The following is a 26,740-nucleotide window of genomic DNA, read 5'->3' as shown; positions in this document are numbered from 1 at the left end:
CCGTATTAGAGGACAAAGGCAAGCAAGTAATCATTGAATGGATTTGAAAATTGAGCTTTGCCAATCCTTTACTATTATGTTACAATATTGGCGATTCACAGTAGTCTGAGAGGAGTATTACAATGTCGGGACATTCAAAATGGGCCAATATTAAACACAAAAAAGGCAAAATGGATGCCGTACGCGGCCAGGTTACTACTAAGATTGGCCGTGAAATTACCATTGCGGTAAGAATAGGCGGCTCTGACCCCACTGGTAACATGCGCTTAAAACTAGCGCTGCAAAAAGCAAGAGAAAATAATGTACCTAAAGAGAATATTCAACGGGCTATCCAAAAAGGTGCGGGAGCTCTTGAAGGCAGTAATTATGAGGAAATAAACTACGAAGGTTATGGACCTGGCGGTGTTGCAATTATGGTTGAAGCAATGACTGATAATCGTAACCGAACAGCTGCCGATGTAAGACACTTGTTTTCTAAATTCGGCGGGAATCTTGGCGAGTCTGGCTGTGTTTCCTGGATGTTTAAGCAAAAAGGGTTATTTATCGTTGAACAGGATGGCCTTGATGAAGAAGAATTCATGCTCTTGGTTCTGGAGGCTGGTGCCGAGGATTTCGAGGCAGTTGACGAGCAGTTTGAAATAACTACTGCTCCCGATGATTTTGAAAAGGTTCAGGAAACGTTAGAAAAAAACAATGTAAAAACAGTGGTTGCCCGGATTACTATGGTACCGGAGACAACAACGAGTCTCTTAGGTGACGAGTCCGTAAAAATGATGAAGCTTATGGATGCACTTGAAGATCATGATGATATTCAGGAAGTATATACTAATTTTGACATTCCTGAAGATATAGAAGATTAGTAAGCAGGCTACGGCCTGTTTATTATTTTATAGGTTCTCATGCTAGCATTGTATAGTTATTGTATAATTTGGTAAAAATACTGGCAACACTAAAGAAAGGAGTGTTGTCTAGATGTTATCTAAATTTATTGCGAAAATATCCTCATTCTATCCTGTAAAGCGGCTTAGTAAATCGGTGTTTCTCCGGCCTGTATTGATCGGTGGCATAATTTTATTAGTGTCTGGTATCGGTTATTATGTCTTCCAGGTGAATGAGGAAGGAAAACTGCTTGTTCCACCACAAGAAAGTGAAGTTGTAAAACAAGATGGGAAGATTAAGATTTCAGCAAATACTGATATAATACAGAAGATTACCTATACCAAATGCAATGAGGAAGAGGTCTTTAAAACTAAGCCACCTGACAATTTAGTAGGTCTTAATTTTAACCAGGTACAAAAGATCTATACTGGTTGGGCAATTGAGAAGTTTGATACAAAAGAGGTTGAAATGTCACTAAAGGTGGATAGCTTATGCCGCGAACATGCTAATAACATGTTTATTGGTATCAAGGACGGCAATGTTGCAGTTTTTTACGGAGTACCCGGACCAAAAGCAATCGTAAAAGAAGTAACCAAAATACCGATTACTGCTCTGATGCCGCAAGATGTTCAAGAATTGCAGCAGGGTCTGGTTGTGCAGTCCAAAGAGGAGCTGCTAAGAACATTAGAGGGTATGCAGGCTCGCTAAGGAGAGGGAAACCTCTCTTTTTGCTTTTTATTAACAGGAAAATGGAGAAAAGTTGTCGAATATAACCAAGAAAAGGGGGCAGCAAATGATAGTATTAGGAATCGACCCCGGCACAGCTATATGTGGTTATGGTTTGGTCGAAGCACAAGGAAGCAGATTAAAAGCGCTTACCTATGGTGTCGTTGAAACTACACCTGACATGGAGGGCGCGATGCGACTCGAAAAAATCCACCGGGAGATTGGTCTGCTGATTAAACAATATCATCCAGATATAATGGGTGTTGAGCAATTATTTATGAATAAAAACGTGCGTACGGTAATGGCTGTAGGCCAAGCCAGAGGGGTAATACTCCTGGCGGCAGCACAAAACGACCTTAAACTGGCTGAATTTACACCTTTGCAGGTAAAGCAGGCAGTTACCGGTTATGGCAAAGCAACTAAAGAACAGGTTATATATATGACCCAAAGATTATTAAATTTGTCCAGTAAGCCTCATCCAGATGATGCCGCTGATGCGCTGGCTGTAGCTATCTGTACAATACACTGTGGAAATATAAACAGGATGAGGATAACGAATGATAGGTTATGTTAAAGGCATAGTTACCCATTTATTCACCGATTATTGTTTTATTGATGTACAGGGAATTGGCTATCGGTTATTTATCCCTAATTCCACTAGACAGAAACTAACAACCGGCCAATCGGCAATTTTATTTACCTATCTTAATGTACGCGAGGATGCGTTGACATTACATGGCTTTTATACTCAGGAAGAATACGAACTATTTCTGAGTCTTATCTCGGTGTCCGGGATTGGACCGAAGGTGGCTGCCGGTATTTTGTCAGCGATTACGCCACAAAATTTCCGGTCGGCTATTAGTACCAATAATGCCACCATGTTGACCAAATTACCTGGTATTGGCAAGAAGACAGCTGAAAGAATTATATTGGAATTAAAAGATAAGATTGGTATGGGGACTGATTTTAATACAAGCGCTTCAGGACAGCAATTAACAGCTCCCAGTCTGCAGGGTGATATTATGCAGGAGACTATGCAGGCACTCGTGGCTCTGGGGTACAACCAGGCAGAGATCATACCGGTCATTAAAAAGGTATATGAACGCGAGCATAAACCTGGGGAAGAGCTATCGTTGGAACAATTAATCAGGCTGGCATTAAAGGAATTTGGCCGGAGGTAACTTGGGGGGTATTAAACTGGTGGAAGAACGCGTTATGGAGCCTGGCGAGCTGGAGGTTGACTCATGGCAATATAGCCTGCGACCGCGACGGCTGGTTGAATATATCGGGCAAGATCAGGTTAAAAATAATCTCTCAATCTTTGTACAGGCAGCGCTTGCCAGAGGCGAAGCGCTTGACCATGTATTGTTATATGGTCCGCCTGGACTGGGAAAAACTACATTAGCCGGTATTATCGCCAATGAGCTTGGCGTTAATTTCAGGATTACATCAGGTCCGGCCATTGAGCGACCTGGTGACTTAGCATCACTCTTAACCAACCTGGGTGAGAAGGATGTATTGTTTATTGATGAGATTCACCGCTTATCCCGGCCGGTAGAAGAGGTTTTATATTCGGCAATGGAAGATTATGCACTTGACATTATTATTGGTAAAGGCCCATCAGCCCGGTCGATTCGTCTTGATTTGCCCAAATTTACACTGATAGGGGCAACAACCAAAGCTGGAGCGCTGGCTGCACCGCTTCGGGACAGATTTGGAGTAATCTGTCGCCTGGAATACTATGAAACAGAGCATTTACTGTGTATTGTGAATAGAGCAGCCGAAATTTTGAAAGTTGATATTGAACCCCGCGGTGCATTAGAGATTGCCCAACGATCACGTGGCACGCCGCGAATCGCCAACCGCCTGCTAAAACGGGTACGGGATTTTGCCCAGGTAACAGGTAATGGAATAATTACCGATGCCCTTGCAGATAAAGCGCTGGAGCTTTTAGAAGTAGATAAGCGTGGCCTTGATAAAACCGACAGGAACATGCTCAATGCTATTATTAAAAAATTTAGCGGCGGACCGGTTGGGCTTGATACCTTAGCTGCAGCCATTAGTGAGGAAACCGAGACTATTGAAGATGTGTATGAACCCTTCTTATTGCAGATGGGGTTTATCTCCAGGACGCCGCGGGGGCGCATCGCTACCCCGGCAGCCCACGCACATCTGAATATTCCCTATGACGACAAAGGTAAATCTCAAGAAAAACTGTGGTAGGTGATTCAATTATGCGTATGTTACTGCACGTATGTTGCGGTCCTTGTGCGGTATTTCCGCTGAAACATTTACAGCAAACATATCCCGGGGCTGAGATAACCGGATATTTTTATAATCCCAATATTCATCCATACAAAGAGTTTATGAGGCGCCTGGATACGCTCAAAAATTTTGCTGGGAAAATCGGCATTAATAACCTGATTATTAATGAAAGCTATACATTGGAAGAGTTTTTGCGCCAGGCACTGGCGACCCCTGGTGGTCGCTGCCGGTATTGTTATGATCTGCGGATGCTGCAAACAGCCCGGTATGCCAAAGAGCATGGGTTTGACTGCTTTAGTACCACACTGTTAGTCAGCCCTTATCAACAGCATGAGTTAATAAAAGAAGCGGCAGAAGCGGCGGCCAGAGCCGAAGGGGTCGATTTCTGTTATGCAGACTTTCGGACAGGCTGGCAGGAGGGTGTTAAAATAAGCCGGGAGCTCGAGATGTACCGCCAGCCTTACTGTGGCTGTGTATTTAGTGAAAAAGACCGTTATTACAAACCTGGCAAGGTGCCAAACTGATGCCAGGGGGATTTGACTCGTTCGGCAAGCTGTTAATGCTGTTTGGTGCTATCCTGCTACTGGCAGGTGTTATATTCCATTTTGGTGGTAAGTTTCTAAATCTAGGCAGGCTGCCGGGGGATATACATATTGAACGCGGTAATTTTAGTTTCTATTTTCCAATTGTTACATCTATTATTGCGAGTATTATTCTAACGATAATCCTGAACCTGATAACACGAAAATAGTCTCGGAGGTATGCGGGTGCATAAATATATGTTAGAATGGGTAATGTTTGTTGTTATGTTACTTCTGCCTTTATCAGGCTATGCCCAATCGTCTGATTCAGAGGCTGATGTAGCATTTTTTGAACCAAGCCTGCGTGTGGGGATTTTAACCAATCAGCCAAGTGTTCAGATTTCGGCTAATGCAAATTATGATCTTGTTGATACCGGTGCAGGTAAAAAATTAGCTAGCTTTCGTGCCGGGGACCGTATAACTATTGGTATGCAAGATGGGGTTTTAGTTATTAACGGTGCAGCGATAACGGCAAAAGGTATCGATGTTGTTGTCAAAAAAGATGATGCTTTGTATTATATTGAGCAGCTTGTGCAGGTTAACAAGCGCCGGTATCGTGGAGACCTAAGTATTCACCGTACAGCAGGCAAGGCTGGTTTGACGGTTGTTAACACGCTGCCTGTTGAACAATATTTATATGGAGTCATTAAAAATGAGATCTCACCCGAGTGGCCGCTTGAGGCAGTAAAAGCACAGGCTGTTGCCGCACGCACGTATGCAATGGCTAACTACAATAAGCATAAGGCTGACGGCTTTGATGTATGTTCCACGACCGACTGCCAGGTATATGGGGGTCGGGAAAGCGAAGCACCCCGGTCGCTGGAAGCGGTAGATGCGACAAGAGGCTTAGTATTACTATATAACGGTAAACTAATTACAGCCTATTTTCACAGCAGTTCAGGTGGCTACACCGAAAATAGCGAGAACGTATGGCTGACATCACTGCCTTACCTTCGAGGAGTGGCTGATTTTGATCAGAACTGTCCGGCTTTCAAATGGGAGAAAAAGCTGACTATTTCAGAGTTTAATCAAGCTATTAGTAAAGCAGGTTATAACATTGGCAGCTTGCAGGCCATTGAATTATCACCACTCGGTAACCCTCCGGTTACCAGCACTGACCGTGGCGTATCCGGCCGGGTTAAAACTGTCCGGTTACTGGGAGCCAGTGGCAGTGTACAGGTATCAGGCACTAAAATGAGAAGCATGTTAGATCTAAAAAGCGCTTTATTTGATATTAATCTGACTGCTACTGTCCCTAAAACGGTTTTGCCGGCTTATAGCCCCAATACGCATTTTATTAATGGTAACCCGACTGATTTTATTATGGTTACCGGTTTTGGCTGGGGGCACGGAGTTGGCCTATCACAGTGGGGGGCTAAAGCAATGGCCGAAAAGGATCAGCCTGGAAATACCGAATATTTTAAAGAGATATTGAAACACTACTACCAAGGTGTACAAATCAAAAAAGCCTATTTATAGGCCATAATGAGGGAGTTATATGCTGGTTTCAGATTTCGATTATTATTTGCCTGAAGAACTAATTGCCCAGCAGCCGGTAGAACCGCGTGATCAATCCCGGTTGCTATTGCTTGACAGGAAAACAGGGCTGATTGAACATAAGAATTTTTTTAATCTACCGCAATTTCTTCAACCAGGGGATACCCTGGTTTTTAATGATACCCGGGTAATCCCGGCCAGGCTGCTCGGGGTTAAGCCCGAAACAGGTGGTAAAGTTGAAGTTTTTTTGTTAAACCGTACAACTAAAGATGAGTGGGAAGTGCTGGTTAAGCCTGGAAAGCGGGCTAGACCAGGAACCGTAATCGAATTTAGTAAGACTTTACGCTGCGAAGTGGTGGATACCACTGACTTTGGCGGCCGTATCGTCAGGTTTGAGTATCAGGGAGTTTTTGAAGAAATCCTTGATGCTTTGGGAGAAACCCCCTTACCGCCGTACATTAAAGCCCAGTTATCAGACAAGGAGCGTTATCAGACTGTCTATGCCCGGGAACGGGGGTCGGCTGCTGCCCCTACCGCCGGGCTTCACTTTACCCGTCTACTCATGGAAAATATTGAGAGTATGGGGGTTAATTTAGCTTTTGTTACCCTACATGTGGGGTTAGGGACTTTTCGTCCGGTATCTGTAAAAAATATAACCGATCATATTATGCACAGAGAATACTATTCAGTACCTGAAGAAACGGCTGCCCTAGTAAACAAAACTCTTACGGCAGGTAACAGGGTTATTGCGGTAGGCACTACGGCAGTGCGCACATTAGAAACAGCCGGTGTTAGTGGTTATTTAGAAGCTAAAAGCGGTTGGACTGAGATATTTATTTATCCAGGCTATGAGTTTAAAATCGTTAAGGCAATGATCACCAATTTCCATCTTCCTCAATCCACCTTGCTGATGCTGATCAGCGCGTTAGCCGGACGGGACCAAATCTTTAATGCCTACCGGGAGGCTGTCGATAAGCGTTACCGATTCTTTAGCTTTGGTGATGCCATGTTTATTTATTAATTTTTTATTGGAGGCGCTGTCTATGGCCATTACATATGAACTCATTAAACGCTGTTCAAAAACAGGGGCGAGAGTAGGTCGTTTGTATACACCGCATGGGGTATTTGATACACCTATTTTTATGCCTGTCGGCACACAGGCCACAGTAAAAGCCATGTCGCCTGACGAGCTTAAGGCTATGGGAGCAGGCATAATCTTGAGCAATACTTATCATTTATACCTGCGTCCGGGTCATGATCTGGTTGCTGAAGCCGGCGGCCTTCATAAATTTATGCAATGGGATCGGGGCATTTTAACCGACAGCGGTGGTTTTCAGGTGTTTAGCCTAGGTCCACTGCGCAAGATAACTGAGGACGGGGTTACTTTTCGCTCACATATTGACGGGTCTAAACATTTTCTATCGCCGGAAAAAGCGATTGAAGTGCAAATGGCATTAGGCGCTGATATCATCATGGCTTTTGACGAATGTGTGCCATATCCGGCTGATCATGAGTATGCCAGACAATCTACTGAACGGACCACCCGGTGGGCTGAACGCTGTAAAAAAGCTCATACCCGTAAAGATCAGGCCTTATTTGGCATTGTTCAAGGCGGGATGTATAAAGATCTCCGGGAAAAAAGTGCCAGAGATCTTGTTTCCCTGGACTTTCCAGGCTATGCTGTTGGCGGGCTCAGCGTTGGCGAACCAAAACCCCTGATGTATGAAATGCTGGAACACACAGTACCCTTGCTGCCGGAAAATAAGCCTCGCTATTTGATGGGCGTAGGCACCCCGGACTGTTTATTGGAAGGGGTTATGTACGGTATTGATATGTTTGATTGTGTTTTTCCGACACGGGTAGCGCGTAATGGTACGGTAATGACAAGCCGTGGGCGACTAGTTGTCAAAAATGCTGAGTTTGCCCGGGATTTCCGGCCCATTGATCCGGATTGCGGCTGTTACACCTGCAGGAATTTCTCACGGGCTTATATTAGGCATTTGTTAAAAACTGAAGAAATTTTCGGGTTGCGGCTGACTACTACGCACAACCTGCATTTCTTATTAAATTTTATGAAGGAAATGCGCAAAGCTATTCTTGAAGATCGCTTTTTGGCTTTCAGGGAAGAGTTTTGGTCTCATTATCGTAAATAATAAGAGGATTTATAGCAAATGTGTGGAATATATTGTCTAATACATAACAGGAGGTGATTTTTTCATGCCAGAGCTTTCACCCGAAATAATGCAAGCCATCCAGGCTTCATGGCCGATTATTTTAATGGGCGTAATCTTCTATTTTTTGCTTTACCGTCCACAGAAAAAAGAACAACAGCGTCGCCAGGAACTATTAAATAATTTGAAGAAGGGCGAGCGGATTGTAACTATCGGCGGACTATATGGTACTATCACTGCACTGAACGAGAAAACAGTAACAATTAAAATTGCAGATAAAGTAGAAGTCGATGTGGCGCGTACTGCTGTAAGTCACAATCAAAATCAACCTAAACCCTAATAAGTGTCATACTGAAGGTTTCGACCTAGAGGACTTGGTACAAACCAAGTCTTTTCTTAAGGGGAGGGAAAACATCATGGAAATAAATAAAAATGCCAAAATGGAACTGCGCAAAAATATTTTAGCTATTAGACGAGGAATGTCCGCGGAAGAAGTTGCTGCCGGTAGTGAACGATTTGTAGAACACCTCAGTGCTTGGCCGGTATACCGAGCCGCTAAAAATATTATGCTATATCTGGCAATGCCTGATGAGCCTCATATGGAGAAAGTGATCTCACACGCACTAGCGACCGGTAAAACGGTATGTGTGCCGCATATGCGTGCGACAAGAGGATTGATGGATGCTGCCATAATTGCAAATCTTGATGATTTGGTTGTTGGCCAGTTCAATCTTTTAACCCCTAATCCGGAAACCTTAAGACTCTTGGAACCAAGTGAACTTGACCTTATCGTCGTTCCGGGGGTGGCTTATGACAAAGGTGGGCGGCGGTTAGGGATGGGTGCAGGTTATTATGACCGGTTCCTGCTTAAAGCAAATAAAGCCGAGCTTATCGGTGCCGCGTGGGCTGCACAAATATTAGAGATGGTACCAACTGACGAACATGACCGACCAGTAAATTATTTACTTAGTGAAGATGGCATATTTACGTGCAGGTAAGGCAAAATGTATTTAACTGCATTTGCCTCTTTTACTCTGCCATTAATTGAATACGGCTAAGAGATGATTGGATGCAAAAGCTGATTTTTTGATAAACGGAGGAGTTAGCAATGTCAGTAGCAACTATTGAACAACCTCTTACTATCGCACAGTTAAAAGCAGACCATGAAGTAACTGTTTATCTTACCCGCAGCACCCAATATCTCGGGAGCCTCGGTTTCACCGAGCATGGCCTCAGACATGCCGGAATTGTTTCGGCCTTAGCATATAAGGTCTTGCAGGAACTGGAGTATCCGGCACGCGAGTGTGAGCTTGCGGCAATTGCCGGCTATCTCCATGACATTGCCAATATGATTAACCGGTATAATCACGGCGGTTCTGGGGCAATAATGGCATATGCCATTCTTAGACGCCTGGGAATGCCGCCGGAAGAGATCGCATTAGTCATTTCCGCAATTGGCAACCATGAGGAAGAGCGCGGCAACGCGGTTAACCATGTGGCTGCCGCGCTAATCCTAGCTGATAAATCTGATGTTCACCGTGCCCGGGTGACTAATCGTGACTTTGCCAAATTCGAGATTCATGACAGAGTAAACTATGCTGCCGAAAGCGGGAAGCTGCTTGTTGATAAGGCCTCGCGCACGGTGACACTTTACGTTACCATCGACACGGAAATCTGTCCGGTCATGGAGTATTTTGAGATTTTTTTGCAACGCATGATTATGTGCAGGCGAGCAGCCGAGTTTTTGGCTTGCCGCTTTAAACTTGTGATCAATGATTATGACTTGCTATAGCCAATTAGCGAATGATAAAAGAACATACAGGTAAGATTGGGGGAAAACTTTTTGAGGTTGGGGAATTTAACCAAATTTCTGGTAGTTGTTTTGGCAATTCTTGCTGTTGCAGGCTATTATATGCTGCCTCTGGCCCTGTCCATCAAACAGGGGCTTGACCTGCAGGGAGGAACACACGTTGTACTGGAGGCATCGGATACTCCCGAAGCGGCAGTTAACGATGATGCCATGAAGCGGGTTGTTCACATTATTGAACGACGGATTAACGAGCTTGGGTTAACTGAGCCAATTGTCCAGCGCCAGGGAGACCGGCGAATTATTGTTGAGCTTCCAGGGGTAAAAGATCCGGAAAAAGCTATTGAAATGCTTGGCAGAACAGCATTAATGGAGTTTCAGGATGAAAGTGGTGCGGTAGTTCTGACAGGTAAAGATTTAAAGGATGCTAAAGCTCAGATTGATCAAGGCGGTCAGAAGTTGGTATCAATAGAATTTACCGATGAAGGCGCCAAAAAATTTGCTGATTTGACTGCAAAAAATGTGGGCAAACATATTGCTATTCTGTTGGACAAGCAAATTTTGACAAATCCTGTTGTTCAGGAAGCCATTCCTAACGGAAAGGCAGTAATTTCAGGTAATCGCTCTATTGAAGAAGCCGAACGTCTGGCAATACTTCTCAGATCAGGTGCTCTGCCAGTTAAAGTTGATGTCTTGGAAACGAGAACTGTTGGTCCGTCCTTAGGCGAAGATTCTAAAACAAAGAGTATGCAGGCATTTGTTATCGGTATTGCTTGCATTGTTGTCTTTATGCTGTTTTTCTATCGGCTTTCGGGTTTTGTGGCCAATGTCTCGCTGGTTTTGTATGTAATGCTGCTGTTATTGGGTTTAAAAACGCTTAATGCGACGTTAACCTTGCCAGGTATTGCCGGGTTAATCCTGTCTATGGGTATGGCCGTTGATGCCAACGTGCTTATCTTCGAACGGTTTAAAGAAGAATGCCGCAACGGAAAGACGCTGCGGGCTGCCATGGACGCCGGATTTAACCGTGCATTTGCCACCATAATAGATACTAATGTGACTCATATCATTGCAGCTGCAGTACTGTTTTTTCTAGGTACAGGACCTATTAAAGGCTTTGCAGTCACTTTGGGGTTAGGGATAGTTTTAAGTTTGTTTACCGCCATTACAGCTACCAGATTTATATTAAAAATGCTCATTCATGCCAATGTAATTAAAAATAGCAAGTTTTTCGGGGCTTAGGGGGGAGAAAGACATGAAATTTGATGTTGTCGGTAAACGTAAATGGTGGTTTATACTCTCGGCGCTCATCCTAATCCCCGGCCTGATCTCTATGATGACTCAAGGTTTTAATTTAGGCATTGATTTTACCGGGGGCACTTTGCTTGACCTTAAATTTGCTCGCCCGGTCACAGTTGCGGAAGTCCGGGATGTACTCAAGGATTATCAATTAGAAGGCAGTACCATTCAGTTGGCTCTGACCGGCCAGGAAGATAGGTCACCTAACGTATTCGTACGCACCCACGTGCTCAATGAAGATGAGCGACGGACGGTACTTAAAGGTTTTGAGACCAAGCTGGGTGCTTTTGAAGTGCTCAGGATTGAAAAGGTTGGAGCCGTTATTGGTTCAGAGCTTACCCAACAGGCGATTTTGGCGCTCCTAATCTCTTGGGCGCTCATCATTGTCTATATAACTTATCGCTTTGAGTTTAAATTTGCTGTTTCTGGGATTTCAGCACTTGTCCACGATGTATTAATTGTGTTAGGTGCCTTTTCCATTCTGCAAAAGGAGATTGACGCTTCTTTTGTTGCTGCTATTTTGACAATTGTCGGTTATTCGATTAACGATTCTATCGTTATTTTTGACAGAATTAGAGAGAACCTGAGAACATATAAGAAAAGTGATGGGCTTGAGCTACTTGTCAATCGCAGCATCTGGCAGACCATGACCCGCTCGATTTATACCGTGTCTACGGTGCTGTTCGCAACAGGATCGCTCTATCTGTTTGGCGGAGAGACTACGAAGAACTTCTCTCTGGCGCTTTTGATTGGTTTTACCTGCGGCGCATACTCTGCGATATTTAATTCCAGCCAGATCTGGGTTACCTGGAAGCTGTATGAAGACCGGCGTCGTCTTGAAATGAAAACAAAAGGTGCAAAATAATAACAGCAGCCTGAGGCAAAAGATTGCCTCAGGCTTTTTTTCACCAATACAGCCCTTCTGCAATATCATATAAGCAAGGCAGGGGGCGATTACATATGGGGGTTATACTACCGGCTCTATCACTGGCAATTGTTCACATTGCCGGCGATAATGTAGCTGTTGTTCCAGCCATGGCAGCTTTACTGGGAAATGGTATTTATGCAACAGTATTTCTGGCGTATATGATTTTTGGTTCAATTGTAGCAGGCATGTCTGCCTGGATCGGTGTAAAAAGCGGTCGCGAATTAACTACAGTAGTAAAACGATTATTTGGTTTGCGTGGCAAACGGGTGCTGGCATTGGCGGTATTGGCTGTATCACTGCCTGCCAGCGCTTTAACAGGGGGGTATTTCGCCGGGCACTTACTGGAGGGTTTGACCGGCTTGCCTTATATAGCTGCCGTTCCGCTATGCATAGTAAGCTGTTCTTTGTTAGCGGTTGGTTATGGCCGGGAATTGTTGCAGATTTCTAATTATTTAGCGCTCTTATTTATTCCGGCAACAGGTATTATGCTGGTGATGCTGTTAGATACTATTCAGATAGTGCCATTTCAACATATGATTTCATTAGAGCATATCAGTTGGACGCTGGTTCTGGCGCTGATTGGCTATAATGCCTGTGGTATGCGGTCGGCGCTGGTAGTGGAGACCGGAGCGTATTTTGCTCCCCAAAACTATACCGGGGTTTATCTGGCAGTATTGGCTAAATTTTTTGAAGGTTTTTTTACGTTGCTCTTAGCACATCTGGCATTGGTTAGCGGCACCTCCGCACTTATGCCGCTGCCTGCTGTTGCCGACAAAGTCTTTGGTCCCTGGCTGGCAATTGGTTTTAATAGTATTTTACTGTGTATATTCATTAATACTATGGTACCAGCCATGTTAGTGAATGCCAAACAGCTCAGTGTATTGACAAAGCTAAATCTATGGCCGGCATTAGCGGTATCGGGATTGCTTATTTGGTTTGGCAGCTTTATCAGTTTGGATTTGATGCTCCTGTTTATGAGCGGCACAGGGGTGGTTATGATTGCTTTTATTTGTTATATAGCTTACTCTCTACATAAACAGGGGGCCAACAAGTTACAATAACCTTACTAATAATATTTACTTTGGGAAACGGGGTACATGGCTATTGTTGGTCAAGTTTATAGTAACCTTCATTATGTTGGTAGGACTCTTGTGTACGGTTTCAGTTAAAATGCCTGGAACACTGATCATTTTGCTGGGCGCAGTATTATATGGCACATTTACCGGCTTCTTGACTTTTGCGCCATGGATTATTGAAGTGCTGGTATTTTTGGTTGTAGCAGCAGAACTTGGCGGCAGGGCATTACGGATATATTTAACGCGGAATTTTTCGGTTACCCGGGTGTTTAGTGTCAACAGTACAGTCACCCACATTGCCGGTATGCTGGCAAGTAACGCATTACTAGGCCCGATACTCGGATTAGCAGCCTGGGAGTTGATTGCCGGTAAAACACTTATCCCCCGCAGTGATCATGTCTTACAGGTAGTTTTCCGGCTAGCCGGAGTGGCTGCTTTTAGAGTTGTTTGTGGTGTTGTTATGATTGTGATCATTAATATGTATATTTTTAGGTGAATAGTTTTAAGCGAACAGGCCTGCGCCTGTTTTTCTTTTTAGTACTTTTTATTTCTGGGTACCGTGATTGTAGAGGATTATTTAGCTTTTTACGAGAATATTACCTTAATAGAACATTTATGGGTGTGATTAGATGATGTTGAATTTACTGTTTGCCTTTATTTTTGCCTTACTGGTTGCAGTTTTTGCTGTGCAGAACTCGCTGGCAGTTACTGTGAGTTTTTTGGCATGGAGCTTTCAAACCTCATTGGTTATTATCATTTTGGGTTCTGCTACCTTTGGCGCTATGACAATTTTGTCGCTGGCAATGCTTGTGCAGTTTAGACTTAGGCGTACCCTGCGTAAAATACAGCAGTCCCAACAACTGCTGGAAGCCGAGAACCGTGAATTGCGGGCCTGTCAGGCAGCTCAGCCACAAAACGCAATTGAGTGATTTTTAGGTAAAGTTGCAAAATATTACACTGTATACTACAATTATCTAGTACACCATTACGGAGGCATTACTATCTATGGCTAGGCTTAAGAAAGCATGGAGACTGTTTCCGGTTAAACGCGAGCTTGCGAGTGAGCTCAGCCGGAAACTAAATATATCAGAGATTATTGCTCAGACGTTAATCAACCGTGGTGTTACTAATGAAATTGCCGCAACTAAATTTTTGCATGCTGGTGCTGAGTATATTGCCAATCCTTATCTTTTAAAGGGTATGCAAACTGCTGTGGCGAGGATTGCTCAAGCGATTGAGAATCATGAAAAAATTACGGTTTACGGTGACTATGATGTCGATGGAATTACAGCGTGTGCAATTGTCTATAAAACCTTAGTCCGCCTTGGTGCTTGTGTTGAGTACTATATTCCTGATCGGCAAAGTGAAGGTTATGGGCTTAATGATACTGCTTTAACAAACCTTATTAAAACTGGCTCAAAACTTGTTATTACCGTTGACTGTGGCATTAGTGCGGTAAAAGAGGTTAACGCTGTTTTGGGTAAACTTGACATAGTTATAACCGACCATCACCAGCCTCCGGACGAACTGCCGGCGGCTGTGGCAGTTATTAATCCCAAACAGCCTGATTGTCCGTACCCTGAAAAAGATTTAGCAGGGGTCGGTGTTGCCTTCAAATTATGTCAGGCTCTATGGCAGTTCTGTAATGGGATGGACAGTGAATTTTACGATTACCTCGACATTGTGGCAATTGGAACAGTTGCCGATATCGTACCCCTTACAGGTGAAAACCGGGTTTTGGTCAAAATAGGTTTGGCCCAGTTGGCGACTACTGAAAATATTGGCATCACTGCTTTATTAGCAGCGTGTGGACTGACAGGTAAGCCTGTTGATAGTGGGAGTGTGGGGTTTGTTATTGCGCCAAGACTTAATGCGGTAGGGCGTGTCAGTCAAGCAGCAGTTGGTGTGGAACTCTTAATTACAGATGACCCCGATCATGCTCGTAAGTTAGCCAGTCTTTTAGATGAGGAAAACTCAGCCCGCCAGGCAATAGAAAAAATCATTCTGGATAAGGCGGAAGAACAACTGGCTACAATGGATATAAGCACTTCAAATGTACTGGTACTAGCTGGCGAAGCTTGGCATTCAGGGGTAATCGGTATTGTGGCATCACGGCTGGTAGATAAATACTATAAACCGGTAATAATGATTAGTGTGCGCGATGGATATGGCAAGGGGTCCTGCCGGAGCATACCGGCATTTGATATATATGAGGCTTTATCACGATGCTCTGATCTGTTGACCCAATTTGGTGGTCACCGGCAGGCGGCAGGGCTGACTATTCCAGCCGATAATATACCTCTTCTGCGTGAACGCTTGACTGCTATTGCAGCGGCAAGCCTGTCGGAATCTGATTATATTCCTGTCCTGAAAATTGATTCATGTGTATCACTTGAAGAAATAACCGCAGCGTTTATTGAACAATTGACTTGCCTTGAACCTTATGGTTTTGGTAACCCTAGTCCGGTGTTTGCCTGTCAGAATGTCCAATTAAGAGAGAAAAGGCTGGTAGGACAGCAAAACCGCCACCTGAAGCTTAAACTGAAGAATGTTTCAGTAAATGATGTAATTGCCTGGAATATGGGGGAATTATCCGATAGTCTTGCTTGTGATAAAGACATAGATTTGGTCTTTGTACCTAAATATAATGAATGGCAGGGGCAAAAGAAGCTGCAATTGACAGCGCACGATGTGCGATCATCAAATACCAGCACTAAAAAAGAGATGCTGGATAAAATAGCGCCTGACCGAGACTGCATTAAGCATGTCTACATAACTGTCAAAGAATTTAATAAACAGGGACAATATTTAGTATCTTCTGCTGACATTTCTGAGAAGATTTTAGAGAATCACAACTTTGCGTTACCCTGTACGGTTATTAATATGGCAGTAACCGTGCTTACTGAATTAAAATTACTAACCATAAAATTGCAAAATGAAGGATTGACTGAGTTTTTTATTGAGCCGTCACCACAAAAGAAACTAGACCTGGCAGATTCAGCTACGTTTCGTGAAAGTGAGAGAATTCGTCAGGAATATTTGGCTCAGCATATTTAGTTTAAGGAGGTTCAGCAATTGGATTTACGGGAGAAAATTAGAAATGTACCTGATTTTCCAGAGCAAGGAATTCAATTTAAAGATATTACTACACTACTTAAAGATGGAAAAGCTTTTCGGGTAGCGATTGACCGTCTGGCAGAGCATTATCTGGATAAACACATTGATATTGTGGTTGGGCCGGAGGCAAGGGGATTTGCAGTCGGTGCTCCGGTAGCTTACGTCCTGGGTGCAGGCTTTGTCCCTATCCGTAAACCGGGAAAATTGCCTGCAGAGATAATTAGTCAGGCATATTCTTTGGAATATGGCAAAGATGCTCTTGAAATCCATAAAGATGCAATTGAACCAGGCAGCAGAGTATTAATTGTCGATGATCTGTTGGCAACCGGCGGAACTACCGTGGCCACAGTCAAGATGATTGAGCAACTAGGTGGAACAGTAGCAGGACTGGCGTTCTTAATTGAGTTGTCCTTTTTAAACGGACGCGAAAATTTGGGTGGCTATACTATAAATTCGTTAGTTCAATATTAATTTATTATTCATAGACTACGATATACATTTAGCAGCAACAGGGTATGAGGTGAGGCATGGGTAGCGATGTGCAAGACGAAAAGGAGAGAAAGCCTAATATTGAAGATATAATGGCCAAAATAAAAGCAAATCATCCTGATGCACCATTGCAGATGGTTGAGAAAGCCTACCAATTGGCCTATAATTCCCATGCTGGTCAACTCAGAGTCTCTGGTGAAGAGTATATTTGTCATCCATTAGGAGTTGCTAATATACTGGCTGATCTACAGATTGACGCTGTTACGATCAGTGCCAGTTTACTCCACGACGTAGTGGAGGACACTGATGTCACGCTGGAAAAGTTGGAAAAAGAATTTAGCAAAGAAGTGGCCATGCTTGTTGATGGGGTTACTAAATTAAGCCGTATTGAATATAAGTCCAAAGAGGAGCAGCAGTTGGAAAACTATCGCAAGATGTTTTTAGCTATGGCTAAGGACATCAGGGTAGTCCTGATTAAACTTGCGGACAGATTACATAATATGCGGACACTTAAATATATGGCCCCCCATAAGCAGCAGGAAATCTCCCGTGAGACGCTTGAAATATTTGGGCCGTTGGCCCACCGTCTTGGGATGTCTAACATTAAGTGGGAATTAGAAGATTTATCATTCCGGTTTTTAGAGCCGGAAAAGTACTATACGCTTGTTGAGCAGGTTAAGCAAAAACGTAAAGAGCGTGAACGTATTGTTACTGAGGCGATTGCGCTAATGATTGAACGGCTGGAAGCGGTTGGAATAACCGCAGAAATCCAGGGGCGGCCAAAACACTTTTACAGTATCTATAAGAAAATGAAGAAAAACCATAAACAGGATGTCAGTGAGATTTATGATTTATCTGCCATCCGTATCGTAGTCGATTCTGTAAAGGATTGTTATGGTGCATTAGGTATTGTCCATACCCTATGGAAACCATTACCAGGCAGGTTTAAGGACTATATTGCAATGCCAAAATCTAATGGCTATCAGTCATTGCATACAACTGTTATTGGTCAATCCGGTCAGCCGCTTGAGATTCAGATACGTACTTTAGAGATGCACCGCATCTCCGAATATGGTATTGCTGCTCATTGGCGGTATAAAGAAGGCGGCAAAGGTGCGAATAAGGACACTGACCAAAAATTGTCCTGGCTCAGGCAACTTTTAGAATGGCACCGGGATCTAAGGGATCCGCGCGAATTTATCGAGTCGGTAAAGATGGACGTTTTTACCGATGAAGTATTTGTATTTACACCACGGGGCGATGTTATTGATTTGCCGGCCGGTTCGGTTCCTATTGATTTTGCCTATCGCATTCACACTGACGTTGGACATCGTTGTGTTGGTGCTAAAATTAACGGTAAAATTGTACCACTTGAGTATAAGCTTACTAATGGTGACATTGTTGAGATTATTACTTCCAAGCATAATAACGGACCAAGCCGGGATTGGCTAAATGTTATTGGTTCATCTGAAACGCGCAATAAAATCAGACAATGGTTTAAGAAGGAAAAGCGGGAAGAGAATGTTGCCAAAGGCCGGGAAATGATCGAGCGCGAAAGTAAGAAGCTTGGTTATGAATGGCGCGATCTTGTAAAAGGCGATCGTTTGAGTGAAGTCGCTAAAAGATTAAACATTGTAAGTGAAGATGACCTGTTTGAGGGCTTGGGTTATGGTGGTGTTACCCTCCATGGTGTTATGGCCAAGCTAATTGAGGCTCACAAAAAAGAATTAAAAAGTACAACACCACCCGATGTTTCAGCCATGTTGGCTGAGCTCAAGCCCAAAAGGCCTAAGAGTAAAGCCAGCCATGGCATATTAGTAAAGGGTGAATCCGGGCTCATGGTTAGGCTGGCGCGATGCTGTAATCCACTTCCCGGTGATGTCATAGTGGGATATATTACGCGGGGAAGGGGAGTATCGGTCCATCGTGCTGATTGCCCCAACATAATGAATAATCCCGATGAATACGAGCGTATGATCGAAGTAAACTGGGATATGCCTGGTGATACACTTTACAAAGTATCCATTGAAATCTCAGGTTCGGATCGACCTAACCTGTTATCAGACATTATGATGGTAGCGGCAGATGCAAAAATTAATGTGAGTTCTCTACACGCTAAAGTACATAAAAATAAAACTGCCGTTATTAACATGGATATTGATATTGGTAATCTAAGCCAGTTAGAGCATATTATGAATAAAATACGCAGGGTTCAGGATGTGTTTAGTGTATACCGGATGACCCAACCCTTAGGAGGAGTTTGATGCGGGCTGTTGTTCAACTTACAGATGCCGCGAGTGTAACGGTAGCAAGCCAGGAAATCTCCAGTATTAAGACCGGGCTGACAGTTTTTCTGGGGGTCAGCGAGGATGATGCTGAACAAGATGCCGCTTATCTTGCGGAAAAAATTGTAAATTTGCGAATTTTTCCTGATGATGCGGGAAAAATGAATTTATCGGTTAAAGATGTAGGTGGAGAATTACTGGTGGTTTCTCAGTTTACTCTTTACGGCGATTGCCGTAAGGGGCGCCGCCCAAGCTTTGATGATGCTGCTCCACCGCAAGTGGCAACAGTACTTTATGAATTTTTTGTAGAGTTATGCCGCAACCGTGGTGTAACTGTGGCCTGTGGGCAGTTTCAGGCGGAAATGATTGTGCGTCTAACCAATCATGGGCCGGTGACAATATTACTAGATAGTAAACGTCTGTTTTAATAGGAGTGTGATTAAGTGAAGATAATTGAATTACAAGTGGGCCACCTTGGTACTAATTGCTATGTAGTCTATTGCGAGAAAACATCAAAGGCAGGTGTAATAGACCCCGGGGGAAGCGCTGAAACCATAATTGCCGAGATCAATAAAGCTAATCTCACAGTTGATTACATTATTAACACCCATGGACACGCCGATCATATTGCGGCAAACGATGCTGTTCAGCAAGCTACCGGAGCGAAAATTCTTATTCATCATGATGATTCAGCTATGTTGACAAGTGCTCAGCAAAACCTGTCAACGTTTATTGGCGGCGGTATCACTTGTCAGCCGGCCGATCAATTGCTCAGCCATAATGATTCTGTCATGATTGGCAACATTGAATTGAAAGTGTTGCACACGCCTGGGCATACGCCTGGCGGTATTTGCCTGCTGTCAGACAAAGTACTTATTGCCGGAGATACCCTATTTGCTGAATCGATTGGCCGGACTGATTTCCCTGGTGGTTCTTATAACCAGTTAATTAATAGTATTAAGGTTAACCTAATGACCCTGGCAGATGATATTGAGGTTCTACCAGGACATGGCCCTAAAACAAGCATTGGCTGGGAGCGCAACCATAATGCATTTATTCAGTAACATAGCTTGAGCATGATGAAAACGCCTGTAGTTTGGGTAAGAATAATTATTCTTGCCGCAGGATTATATATGCTCAACCAAGTAACTGTTATCTATCTGCCGGTCATTGTTGCAATAATTGCAGCATTTGTACTTAATCCTATGGTAAATGGTTTAACCCGTATTTCCTTTGGTATGCGCAGGTACCACTTACCCCGCGGTGTTAGTATTCTGCTTGTTTTTCTGCTAACAATCCTGCTCTTAACTATTGTGACAGCATTTGTTTTAGTCCCGTTTATTAGTGAGTTTAATAATTTTGTTATTGACTTACCTAAGCTTATTAACAGAATCAAAAATTTAACGATGTTAATTGAGCGACAAGCAAATGCAGCACAAGTATCTGATAATATCCGCCTGCTTTTTGAGGATGGATTAAGTGGGGCTGCCTCCTATGGCATAGGTTTACTTCGCAATGGGATTAATGCAGTTTTAAATTTTGCCACCCAGGTCATTGAGCTTGTAGTCGTACCGGTGCTGACATACTACTTTTTAAAAGACTGGCAAAGCCTTAAAGAGGCTGTTGTTGCCCTGTTTCCCCGGAATACACAAACTCGAGCTATCAGCATTATTGATGAAATGGCTGTTGTTGTGAGCAACTATATCCGGGGGCAAGTATTTATTAGTGCTTTAATGGGTTTGTTAGTATTTACTGGTATGTATTTTCTGGGAGTAGACTATCCAATTGTTCTAGGGATTATGGCTACTCTGACTGAGACTATACCGATAATTGGACCGATAATCGGCGCTATACCTGCTATATTGCTGGCTTATCTGGCAGCGCCGTTACTGGCAATTAAAGTAGCTGCTTTTTATATAATCCTGCATCAGTTTGAAAACCATATAGTTGTTCCTAATATTATGGGGCATACCATTGATCTGCACCCGGTATTGGTAATTATAAGCTTATTAATTGGCGGACAATTATATGGAATTGCCGGGATGATTCTGGCTGTTCCGGTTGCCGCTTTGCTCAAGGTAATCCTCAGGCACCTCTGGTATTTAGATGAAGATAATAAAGATGGGTGATATGTAATGAATATTGATTTGTCTAATTTGCGTCAGAAATTTCGGGAACGGGAGTATAAGCTGACACCGCAGCGCCAGATCATTTTACAAGTTTTTGTAGATAATCGTGATAAACACTTAAGTGCTGAAGATGTTCATAATATTGTACGTCAGCAGTCTAATGACATTGGTTTGGCCACAGTGTACCGCACACTTGAATTATTAAGTGAACTTGATATTTTACAGAAGATGGATTTTGGTGATGGTCGCAGCCGGTATGAAATTAATGAAACAAGTACACCTCATCACCATCATCATCTTATCTGCCTTTCCTGTGCCAAGGTGATAGAGTTTGAGGGTGATTTACTGGAGGATCTTGAAACGGTAATTGCTAGAAATAGCAATTTTACCATCGTTGATCATCAAGTTAAGTTTTATGGATATTGTCAGGAGTGCCGCGAAAAAAGTGAAGATTAAGGAGTTTTTCTCCACTGTCTCTGCGGGCACTGGCATTGATGTTTCAACTGCTGTCCGTGACACTATGTTTCTGTTTAGTGTTGATGAGGCAGGTGCTTGGCCGGCCGGGGCTCCTTTAACCGAACTTAAGACAGGTAGCTTACTGGTAGCAAGTTCAGTTAGTTGTGAGAGAAATCATGTATATGTAAAAATCACGATTAGCTTTTGTAAGCCGGGATCTGAACCGGAATCCCTGACCGAGTCTATGTGCCGTCCTATGCCACCGGAGCGTGCTAAGAGTACAGACAATGAAGATTTAACCGGACTTGTCAAACGACTTGTCCGGCTTGCTGTACTTGGGCTTATGCGAAAGTTAACCGGCAGTAATCCAGTGCCGTGGGGGATATTGCGTGGTGTTCGCCCAACAAAAATTGTCCATCGTTTGCTTGATCAAGGTCTTATTCATGATCAAGTCACCAGTAAGCTTGTACAAGAATATGCATTAGAGCCAGCCAAGGCTGACCTTATAACAGGTATTGCCATACATCAGCGTCCGGTTGTCAGTAATCCTGATAACCGGACGCGAACGAAAACAGTAAGTATCTATGTCGGCATACCATATTGCCCCTCAAGATGCCTATACTGCTCCTTCCCGTCGTTTATACTGCCTGAAAAAAACGAACAGATAAATGCATTTTTACAGGCAATTACCCGGGATATCAAGAGTACTATTAGCTTGGTACGTAAATTTAATTTGTCGGTAGAGAGTATCTATATCGGCGGCGGAACCCCCACAAGTTTGGCAGCCGCCGATTTGTCCAGCCTGCTTAGTTTAATCAAAAATGGTTTCGAGGGCGTGCACACCAGCGAGTTCACTGTTGAGGCTGGCCGCCCTGATAGTATTAATAACGAGAAAATTGATGTATTGCGGCAGTATGGGGTTAACCGGGTTAGTATCAATCCACAAACAATGCAAGATAAAACATTAAAACAGATTGGACGGCGGCACACAGTTCAGGATATAATAGACATATTCGCTAAAATCCGCCGTGCAGGGATACCGCTAATTAACATGGACGTAATTGCCGGTTTGCCAGGTGAGTCAGAAGCTGATATGGAAGATACTATGCGACAAATTGCTCAGCTCAATCCTGAGAATGTTACTTTACATACACTAGCATTAAAACGTGGCTCCCTACTGATGGAGGCGTTAAATTCCGGTGTACTTTCCAGACATGATTTGCCAAATGAGGAAACAACTCAAGCAATGCTTAAAGCTGCTGCTTCCTATATTACTCAAATGGACATGCACCCGTATTATTTGTACCGGCAGAAGTATATGACCGGCAATCTCGAGAACATTGGGTATGCCAAACCGGATACAGATTGCATTTATAATATTCAAATTATGGAGGAACGGCAAACGATCATCGGTATTGGACCTGCTGCCGGGACTAAAGCCGTAAGCCCTAAAAACTGGCGATTGCAAAGTTCTTATAACGCCAAGGATGTTGTCTCCTATATAAAAAATATAGATATTTACTTAAACGAAAGAGATATTTTGCTCTCAAGATTGTATGGTGATCGTGAGGAGGATTAATATGTTAACAACCGGACCTCGGGGGACGAGAGATATATTGCCTGACAGTAGTGGTTATTGGCAGTATGTAGAAAGCATAATCCGTGAGGTATGCCAGAATTTTGCTTATCAGGAGATTCGTACGCCTATTTTTGAGCATACAGAACTTTTTTTAAGAGGCATCGGCGAGACTACCGATATTGTTGAAAAAGAGATGTATACCTTTACTGACAGGGGTAAACGTAATATTACCTTGAGACCAGAAAATACTGCGGCAGTGGTGCGTTCTTATTTAGAAAACAAATTATATGCCGGACCCCAGCCAACCAAGTTATACTATATTGGCCCCATGTTCAGGTATGATCGGCCACAGGCCGGGCGTTACCGCCAGTTTCATCAGTTTGGCGTCGAGGCTATAGGCGCTCAAGGGCCGGCTATTGACGCAGAGATTATCAGTTTGGCAGTAGAGTTACTTAACCGGCTGGGACTGAATGACTTAAAACTGTTAATCAATTCAGTGGGCTGTCCTGTATGTCGGCCGGTTTATCGAACCAAATTGCAGGAGTTTTTCCGTGATAAAGTATCACAGTTGTGTACAGACTGTCAGTCCCGGTATGACCGTAATCCCATGCGTATTCTGGATTGTAAAAATGAGACATGCATTGAGTACTCGCAGGGTGCTCCACACATGGTGGATTGTCTGTGTGAAGTATGCAGTAGTCATTTTACCGGGTTAAAAGAACTTTTATCGGCGGCGGGAATCAACTTTATCATCAACCCTCGTTTAGTGCGTGGTCTTGACTATTATACTAAAACGGCCTTTGAGATTCAGTATGCGCCCTTAGGTGCACAGAGTGCAGTATGCGGCGGCGGTCGTTACGATGGTTTGATTGAGGAGTGTGGTGGCCAGCCAACCCCGGGAATCGGGTTTGCTATTGGGATTGAACGGGTACTTTTAGCTTTGGAAAAACAAGAGCTCTTGCCACCGCTTAATACCGCCATTGATGTCTTTGTTGCTCCATTGGGAATTGAGCTGCAGGCTGTGGCTTTCCAGATATTAACTGAGATTCGTCGGGCAAATATTACAGCTGATATGGATTATATTAATCGTAGTTTGAAAGCCCAGATGAAGTACGCCAATAAATATCCGGCCAAATTTGTGGCTCTTATCGGTCAGGATGAACTAGTTCAAAATAAAGTGATGTTAAAAAATATGGAAACAGGCAGCCAGGAATTAATCAATAGGGCTGAACTGGTACATATGATTATAGAGGGGATGGAGAAGTAATGGCACAACTAGAAACTGCTAGTTCTGAAACAATTAACGCAATTGACACAATGCAGGGGTTGAAACGAACCCACGCTTGCAATGATTTGAACCAGGATCATACCGGGCAGGAGGTCACTCTGTGCGGCTGGGTTTCAAGGCGGCGTGATCATGGCGGGCTTATCTTTATTGATTTGCGGGACCGTTCAGGTATCGTTCAAGTGGTATTTTCGTCTGATGTTAATAAAGACGCTTTTATCAAGGCCGAGATGGTTCGCAATGAATTTGTGCTGGCGGTACGTGGCGTTGTAAAAGTTCGTTCTGAAGGTACTATTAATCCTAATATGGATACAGGCACCATCGAAGTATATGGCAATGAACTGAAAATCTTAAATATGGCCAAAACACCGCCTTTTTATATTCAAGACAACATTGATGTTGATGAAATTCTGCGGTTAAAGTACCGCTATCTTGATTTACGGCGTCCTGAAATGCAAAAAGACCTTATGCTCAGGCATCGGGTGGCCAAGTCAATGCGGGACTTCTTGGATAAACACCGTTTTCTTGAAGTTGAAACCCCTATTCTTACTAAAAGCACACCTGAAGGTGCCAGAGACTATTTGGTTCCAAGCCGGGTAAATCCAGGCAAGTTCTATGCTCTGCCCCAATCGCCGCAAATCTATAAACAGTTGTTAATGGTAGCCGGTATGGAACGGTATTTTCAAATTGCTCGCTGCTTCAGGGATGAAGACTTAAGAGCTGACCGTCAGCCCGAGTTCACCCAGCTTGATATTGAAATGTCATTTATTGACAGAGAAGAAATCTTATCGCTTATGGAGCAAATGATTGCTTACATCTTTAAAGAGGGTATCGGTGCCGAGGTGCCCACGTCCTTTGTGCGGTTAACTTATGAAGAGGCGATGGCACGTTATGGATCAGATAAGCCTGACCTTCGTTTTGGTATGGAACTGATTGATTTATCAAGTATTTTTAAAGATTCCGGGTTTAAAGTATTTGATTCTGTGCTGGCTAACGGCGGTCAGGTTAAGGTTATTAATGTTAAAGGTTATGCCAACGCTCCCCGCCGTGAACTTGATGGCCTTGTAGACTATGTTGCTACATATGGCGCTAAGGGTTTAGCCTGGATATCTTATACTGATGAGGGTCTGAAATCACCGATTACAAAGTTCTTTAGCGAAGATACAATTAATAAAATGACAGCTGCAGCTCAGGCTGAGACTGGCGACCTACTGCTGTTTGTTGCCGATAAACCTAAAGTTGTAGCTGCCGCCCTAGGTCAGCTTAGACTGGAAATGGGCCGCCGTCTCAACCTAATCGACCCAGACAAACTATCATTCCTATGGGTTATTGATTTCCCCATGTTTGAATATGACGAAGAAGACAAACGGTGGGTTGCTATGCACCATCCGTTTACATCACCACGTGACGAGGACGTTCAATATTTGGGAAGCGAACCCGGCAAGATTAAAGCTAAAGCCTATGATATGGTGCTTAACGGTATTGAGTTGGGTGGCGGCAGCATCCGGATTTATAACCGTAGCCTACAGGAAAAAGTATTTTCGGCGATCGGCCTAACCCCTGAAGAAGCTGTAGAAAAATTCGGTTACTTACTCGAGGCTTTTGAATACGGCACTCCGCCACACGGTGGTATTGCCTTTGGCTTAGACCGTTTGGTTATGCTTATGGCTAAACGAGCCTCTATTCGCGATGTTATTGCTTTTCCTAAGACCCAAAGCGCTTCAGAGATGATGATGCAATCACCGTCAGAAGTCGGGCCGCGTCAGCTAAAAGAATTATTTATCAAAACAGAGATTGCTGCTAAAAAATAATCCTCCCCTATTTGGAAGAATATACCGCTAACCAAACTCTTGCAATTGCGTGATTTATTTGATAATATAAAAGCGAACAAAAAAATCGCGCTCACCCCCTATTGTGTGCGTGTACTGCCTATGTTTTGAGCCAACACATCTACTTTGGGAGCCTGTCTCTGGTTATGGCCTGTATGCCCTGTTTTTATGGGACACACAAAGTAATCAGGCGAGCACCCACCTGCCGAGGGCAGGTTCAAAACAAAGGCAATACGACATGATGGGGAATGAGCGTGTATTTTTTTGTCTTTTTTCAAAAGATTTTATATCGTATCGCCTTAACCAGGACAACTCCCCCTAAATAACAAAATATTTTTATAC

The 26,740-nt window shown here is 43.5% G+C and carries 28 protein-coding genes and 1 other RNA gene; all 29 read left to right on the top strand.

Annotated elements, in window-relative coordinates:
- Window positions 1-122 precede the first annotated feature (122 nt).
- Window positions 123-860, top strand: coding sequence for a YebC/PmpR family DNA-binding transcriptional regulator (locus tag VN379_RS21290; RefSeq protein ID WP_325537595.1), 738 nt, complete (start codon window positions 123-125; stop codon window positions 858-860).
- 112 nt (window positions 861-972) lie between these two features.
- Window positions 973-1,587: a BofC C-terminal domain-containing protein gene (locus tag VN379_RS21285; RefSeq protein ID WP_325537593.1), complete on the top strand. Its 615-nt coding sequence runs from the start codon at window positions 973-975 to the stop codon at window positions 1,585-1,587.
- An 85-nt stretch (window positions 1,588-1,672) separates the two neighbouring features.
- Window positions 1,673-2,179 carry a crossover junction endodeoxyribonuclease RuvC gene (ruvC, locus tag VN379_RS21280; protein WP_325537591.1) on the top strand — a complete coding sequence of 169 codons (507 nt, stop codon included), beginning with the start codon at window positions 1,673-1,675 and terminating at the stop codon, window positions 2,177-2,179.
- Window positions 2,163-2,786, top strand: a complete 624-nt coding sequence (gene ruvA / locus VN379_RS21275; protein WP_325537589.1) for a Holliday junction branch migration protein RuvA — start codon at window positions 2,163-2,165, stop codon at window positions 2,784-2,786. The genes ruvC and ruvA overlap by 17 nt, the downstream gene beginning before the upstream one ends.
- Window positions 2,787-2,820: 34 nt before the next feature.
- On the top strand, window positions 2,821-3,828 hold the full coding sequence (gene ruvB, locus VN379_RS21270; RefSeq protein WP_414715027.1) for a Holliday junction branch migration DNA helicase RuvB: 1,008 nt from the start codon (window positions 2,821-2,823) through the stop codon (window positions 3,826-3,828).
- Between the two features lie 11 nt (window positions 3,829-3,839).
- On the top strand, window positions 3,840-4,394 hold the full coding sequence (locus VN379_RS21265) for an epoxyqueuosine reductase QueH (RefSeq protein ID WP_325537587.1): 555 nt from the start codon (window positions 3,840-3,842) through the stop codon (window positions 4,392-4,394).
- Window positions 4,394-4,621, top strand: coding sequence for a DUF2905 domain-containing protein (locus tag VN379_RS21260; RefSeq protein ID WP_325537585.1), 228 nt, complete (start codon window positions 4,394-4,396; stop codon window positions 4,619-4,621). The genes VN379_RS21265 and VN379_RS21260 overlap by 1 nt, the downstream gene beginning before the upstream one ends.
- A gap of 16 nt (window positions 4,622-4,637) precedes the next feature.
- Window positions 4,638-5,930, top strand: coding sequence for a SpoIID/LytB domain-containing protein (locus VN379_RS21255; protein ID WP_325537584.1), 1,293 nt, complete (start codon window positions 4,638-4,640; stop codon window positions 5,928-5,930).
- Window positions 5,931-5,949: 19 nt separating this feature from the next.
- Window positions 5,950-6,969 (top strand): tRNA preQ1(34) S-adenosylmethionine ribosyltransferase-isomerase QueA, encoded by a 1,020-nt coding sequence (gene queA, locus VN379_RS21250; protein WP_325537582.1) that lies wholly within the window; start codon window positions 5,950-5,952, stop codon window positions 6,967-6,969.
- A gap of 22 nt (window positions 6,970-6,991) precedes the next feature.
- A complete protein-coding gene (gene tgt / locus VN379_RS21245) occupies window positions 6,992-8,101 on the top strand; it encodes a tRNA guanosine(34) transglycosylase Tgt (RefSeq protein WP_325537580.1) in 1,110 nt (369 codons plus the stop codon).
- 64 nt (window positions 8,102-8,165) lie between these two features.
- Window positions 8,166-8,459, top strand: a complete 294-nt coding sequence (yajC, locus tag VN379_RS21240; RefSeq protein WP_325537578.1) for a preprotein translocase subunit YajC — start codon at window positions 8,166-8,168, stop codon at window positions 8,457-8,459.
- Between the two features lie 76 nt (window positions 8,460-8,535).
- On the top strand, window positions 8,536-9,117 hold the full coding sequence (locus tag VN379_RS21235; RefSeq protein WP_325537576.1) for a 5-formyltetrahydrofolate cyclo-ligase: 582 nt from the start codon (window positions 8,536-8,538) through the stop codon (window positions 9,115-9,117).
- Window positions 9,118-9,227: 110 nt separating this feature from the next.
- A complete protein-coding gene (locus tag VN379_RS21230) occupies window positions 9,228-9,911 on the top strand; it encodes a phosphohydrolase (RefSeq protein WP_325537575.1) in 684 nt (227 codons plus the stop codon).
- A 51-nt stretch (window positions 9,912-9,962) separates the two neighbouring features.
- On the top strand, window positions 9,963-11,168 hold the full coding sequence (secD, locus tag VN379_RS21225) for a protein translocase subunit SecD (protein ID WP_325537573.1): 1,206 nt from the start codon (window positions 9,963-9,965) through the stop codon (window positions 11,166-11,168).
- Window positions 11,169-11,181: 13 nt separating this feature from the next.
- A complete protein-coding gene (gene secF, locus VN379_RS21220) occupies window positions 11,182-12,090 on the top strand; it encodes a protein translocase subunit SecF (protein ID WP_325537571.1) in 909 nt (302 codons plus the stop codon).
- Window positions 12,091-12,185: 95 nt separating this feature from the next.
- Entirely contained in the window at window positions 12,186-13,214 is a 1,029-nt protein-coding gene (locus VN379_RS21215; RefSeq protein ID WP_325537569.1) for a hypothetical protein, read from the top strand.
- Between the two features lie 43 nt (window positions 13,215-13,257).
- Complete coding sequence (locus tag VN379_RS21210) at window positions 13,258-13,725, top strand: DUF456 family protein (protein ID WP_325537567.1); 468 nt, start codon at window positions 13,258-13,260, stop codon at window positions 13,723-13,725.
- A gap of 133 nt (window positions 13,726-13,858) precedes the next feature.
- On the top strand, window positions 13,859-14,158 hold the full coding sequence (locus tag VN379_RS21205) for a LapA family protein (RefSeq protein WP_325537565.1): 300 nt from the start codon (window positions 13,859-13,861) through the stop codon (window positions 14,156-14,158).
- Between the two features lie 76 nt (window positions 14,159-14,234).
- A complete protein-coding gene (gene recJ / locus VN379_RS21200) occupies window positions 14,235-16,286 on the top strand; it encodes a single-stranded-DNA-specific exonuclease RecJ (protein ID WP_325537564.1) in 2,052 nt (683 codons plus the stop codon).
- Window positions 16,287-16,304: 18 nt separating this feature from the next.
- Entirely contained in the window at window positions 16,305-16,817 is a 513-nt protein-coding gene (locus tag VN379_RS21195) for an adenine phosphoribosyltransferase (protein WP_325537562.1), read from the top strand.
- Window positions 16,818-16,873: 56 nt separating this feature from the next.
- Window positions 16,874-19,099, top strand: a complete 2,226-nt coding sequence (locus tag VN379_RS21190) for a bifunctional (p)ppGpp synthetase/guanosine-3',5'-bis(diphosphate) 3'-pyrophosphohydrolase (RefSeq protein ID WP_325537560.1) — start codon at window positions 16,874-16,876, stop codon at window positions 19,097-19,099.
- Entirely contained in the window at window positions 19,099-19,548 is a 450-nt protein-coding gene (gene dtd / locus VN379_RS21185; protein ID WP_325537558.1) for a D-aminoacyl-tRNA deacylase, read from the top strand. The genes VN379_RS21190 and dtd overlap by 1 nt, the downstream gene beginning before the upstream one ends.
- 15 nt (window positions 19,549-19,563) lie before the next feature.
- Window positions 19,564-20,184, top strand: a complete 621-nt coding sequence (locus tag VN379_RS21180; protein WP_325537556.1) for an MBL fold metallo-hydrolase — start codon at window positions 19,564-19,566, stop codon at window positions 20,182-20,184.
- A 12-nt stretch (window positions 20,185-20,196) separates the two neighbouring features.
- On the top strand, window positions 20,197-21,249 hold the full coding sequence (locus VN379_RS21175; protein WP_325537599.1) for an AI-2E family transporter: 1,053 nt from the start codon (window positions 20,197-20,199) through the stop codon (window positions 21,247-21,249).
- A gap of 6 nt (window positions 21,250-21,255) precedes the next feature.
- Window positions 21,256-21,705, top strand: coding sequence for a Fur family transcriptional regulator (locus tag VN379_RS21170; RefSeq protein WP_325537554.1), 450 nt, complete (start codon window positions 21,256-21,258; stop codon window positions 21,703-21,705).
- Window positions 21,695-23,284 carry a coproporphyrinogen dehydrogenase HemZ gene (gene hemZ, locus VN379_RS21165; RefSeq protein WP_325537552.1) on the top strand — a complete coding sequence of 530 codons (1,590 nt, stop codon included), beginning with the start codon at window positions 21,695-21,697 and terminating at the stop codon, window positions 23,282-23,284. The genes VN379_RS21170 and hemZ overlap by 11 nt, the downstream gene beginning before the upstream one ends.
- 1 nt (window position 23,285) lies before the next feature.
- On the top strand, window positions 23,286-24,551 hold the full coding sequence (gene hisS, locus VN379_RS21160; protein WP_325537550.1) for a histidine--tRNA ligase: 1,266 nt from the start codon (window positions 23,286-23,288) through the stop codon (window positions 24,549-24,551).
- Between the two features lie 41 nt (window positions 24,552-24,592).
- Window positions 24,593-26,380 (top strand): aspartate--tRNA ligase, encoded by a 1,788-nt coding sequence (gene aspS / locus VN379_RS21155; RefSeq protein ID WP_325537597.1) that lies wholly within the window; start codon window positions 24,593-24,595, stop codon window positions 26,378-26,380.
- A gap of 92 nt (window positions 26,381-26,472) precedes the next feature.
- Window positions 26,473-26,650: non-coding RNA, 6S RNA (gene ssrS, locus VN379_RS21150), on the top strand.
- Window positions 26,651-26,740: the final 90 nt, after the last annotated feature.

Origin of the sequence: Sporomusa sp., assembly GCF_035561255.1 — a bacterium.
Taxonomy (GTDB): domain Bacteria; phylum Bacillota; class Negativicutes; order Sporomusales; family Sporomusaceae; genus Sporomusa.
Note: the sequence above shows the minus strand (reverse complement) of the source record. Positions and strands in the feature narration are given on the sequence as shown.

Excerpts from the sequence above, each read along its gene's own strand:
- VN379_RS21190 (WP_325537560.1), top strand. The coding sequence starts at position 16,874 with ATGGGTAGCGATGTGCAAGACGAAAAGGAGAGAAAGCCTAATATTGAA.
- secF (WP_325537571.1), top strand. The coding sequence starts at position 11,182 with ATGAAATTTGATGTTGTCGGTAAACGTAAATGGTGGTTTATACTCTCG.
- queA (WP_325537582.1), top strand. The coding sequence starts at position 5,950 with ATGCTGGTTTCAGATTTCGATTATTATTTGCCTGAAGAACTAATTGCC.
- yajC (WP_325537578.1), top strand. The coding sequence starts at position 8,166 with ATGCCAGAGCTTTCACCCGAAATAATGCAAGCCATCCAGGCTTCATGG.
- VN379_RS21260 (WP_325537585.1), top strand. The coding sequence starts at position 4,394 with ATGCCAGGGGGATTTGACTCGTTCGGCAAGCTGTTAATGCTGTTTGGT.
- VN379_RS21265 (WP_325537587.1), top strand. The coding sequence starts at position 3,840 with ATGCGTATGTTACTGCACGTATGTTGCGGTCCTTGTGCGGTATTTCCG.
- VN379_RS21285 (WP_325537593.1), top strand. The coding sequence starts at position 973 with ATGTTATCTAAATTTATTGCGAAAATATCCTCATTCTATCCTGTAAAG.
- ruvA (WP_325537589.1), top strand. The coding sequence starts at position 2,163 with ATGATAGGTTATGTTAAAGGCATAGTTACCCATTTATTCACCGATTAT.
- VN379_RS21230 (WP_325537575.1), top strand. The coding sequence starts at position 9,228 with ATGTCAGTAGCAACTATTGAACAACCTCTTACTATCGCACAGTTAAAA.
- VN379_RS21175 (WP_325537599.1), top strand. The coding sequence starts at position 20,197 with ATGATGAAAACGCCTGTAGTTTGGGTAAGAATAATTATTCTTGCCGCA.
- VN379_RS21205 (WP_325537565.1), top strand. The coding sequence starts at position 13,859 with ATGATGTTGAATTTACTGTTTGCCTTTATTTTTGCCTTACTGGTTGCA.
- VN379_RS21290 (WP_325537595.1), top strand. The coding sequence starts at position 123 with ATGTCGGGACATTCAAAATGGGCCAATATTAAACACAAAAAAGGCAAA.
- VN379_RS21235 (WP_325537576.1), top strand. The coding sequence starts at position 8,536 with ATGGAAATAAATAAAAATGCCAAAATGGAACTGCGCAAAAATATTTTA.
- VN379_RS21170 (WP_325537554.1), top strand. The coding sequence starts at position 21,256 with ATGAATATTGATTTGTCTAATTTGCGTCAGAAATTTCGGGAACGGGAG.
- VN379_RS21215 (WP_325537569.1), top strand. The coding sequence starts at position 12,186 with ATGGGGGTTATACTACCGGCTCTATCACTGGCAATTGTTCACATTGCC.
- ruvB (WP_414715027.1), top strand. The coding sequence starts at position 2,821 with ATGGAGCCTGGCGAGCTGGAGGTTGACTCATGGCAATATAGCCTGCGA.
- hisS (WP_325537550.1), top strand. The coding sequence starts at position 23,286 with ATGTTAACAACCGGACCTCGGGGGACGAGAGATATATTGCCTGACAGT.
- ruvC (WP_325537591.1), top strand. The coding sequence starts at position 1,673 with ATGATAGTATTAGGAATCGACCCCGGCACAGCTATATGTGGTTATGGT.
- tgt (WP_325537580.1), top strand. The coding sequence starts at position 6,992 with ATGGCCATTACATATGAACTCATTAAACGCTGTTCAAAAACAGGGGCG.
- dtd (WP_325537558.1), top strand. The coding sequence starts at position 19,099 with ATGCGGGCTGTTGTTCAACTTACAGATGCCGCGAGTGTAACGGTAGCA.
- recJ (WP_325537564.1), top strand. The coding sequence starts at position 14,235 with ATGGCTAGGCTTAAGAAAGCATGGAGACTGTTTCCGGTTAAACGCGAG.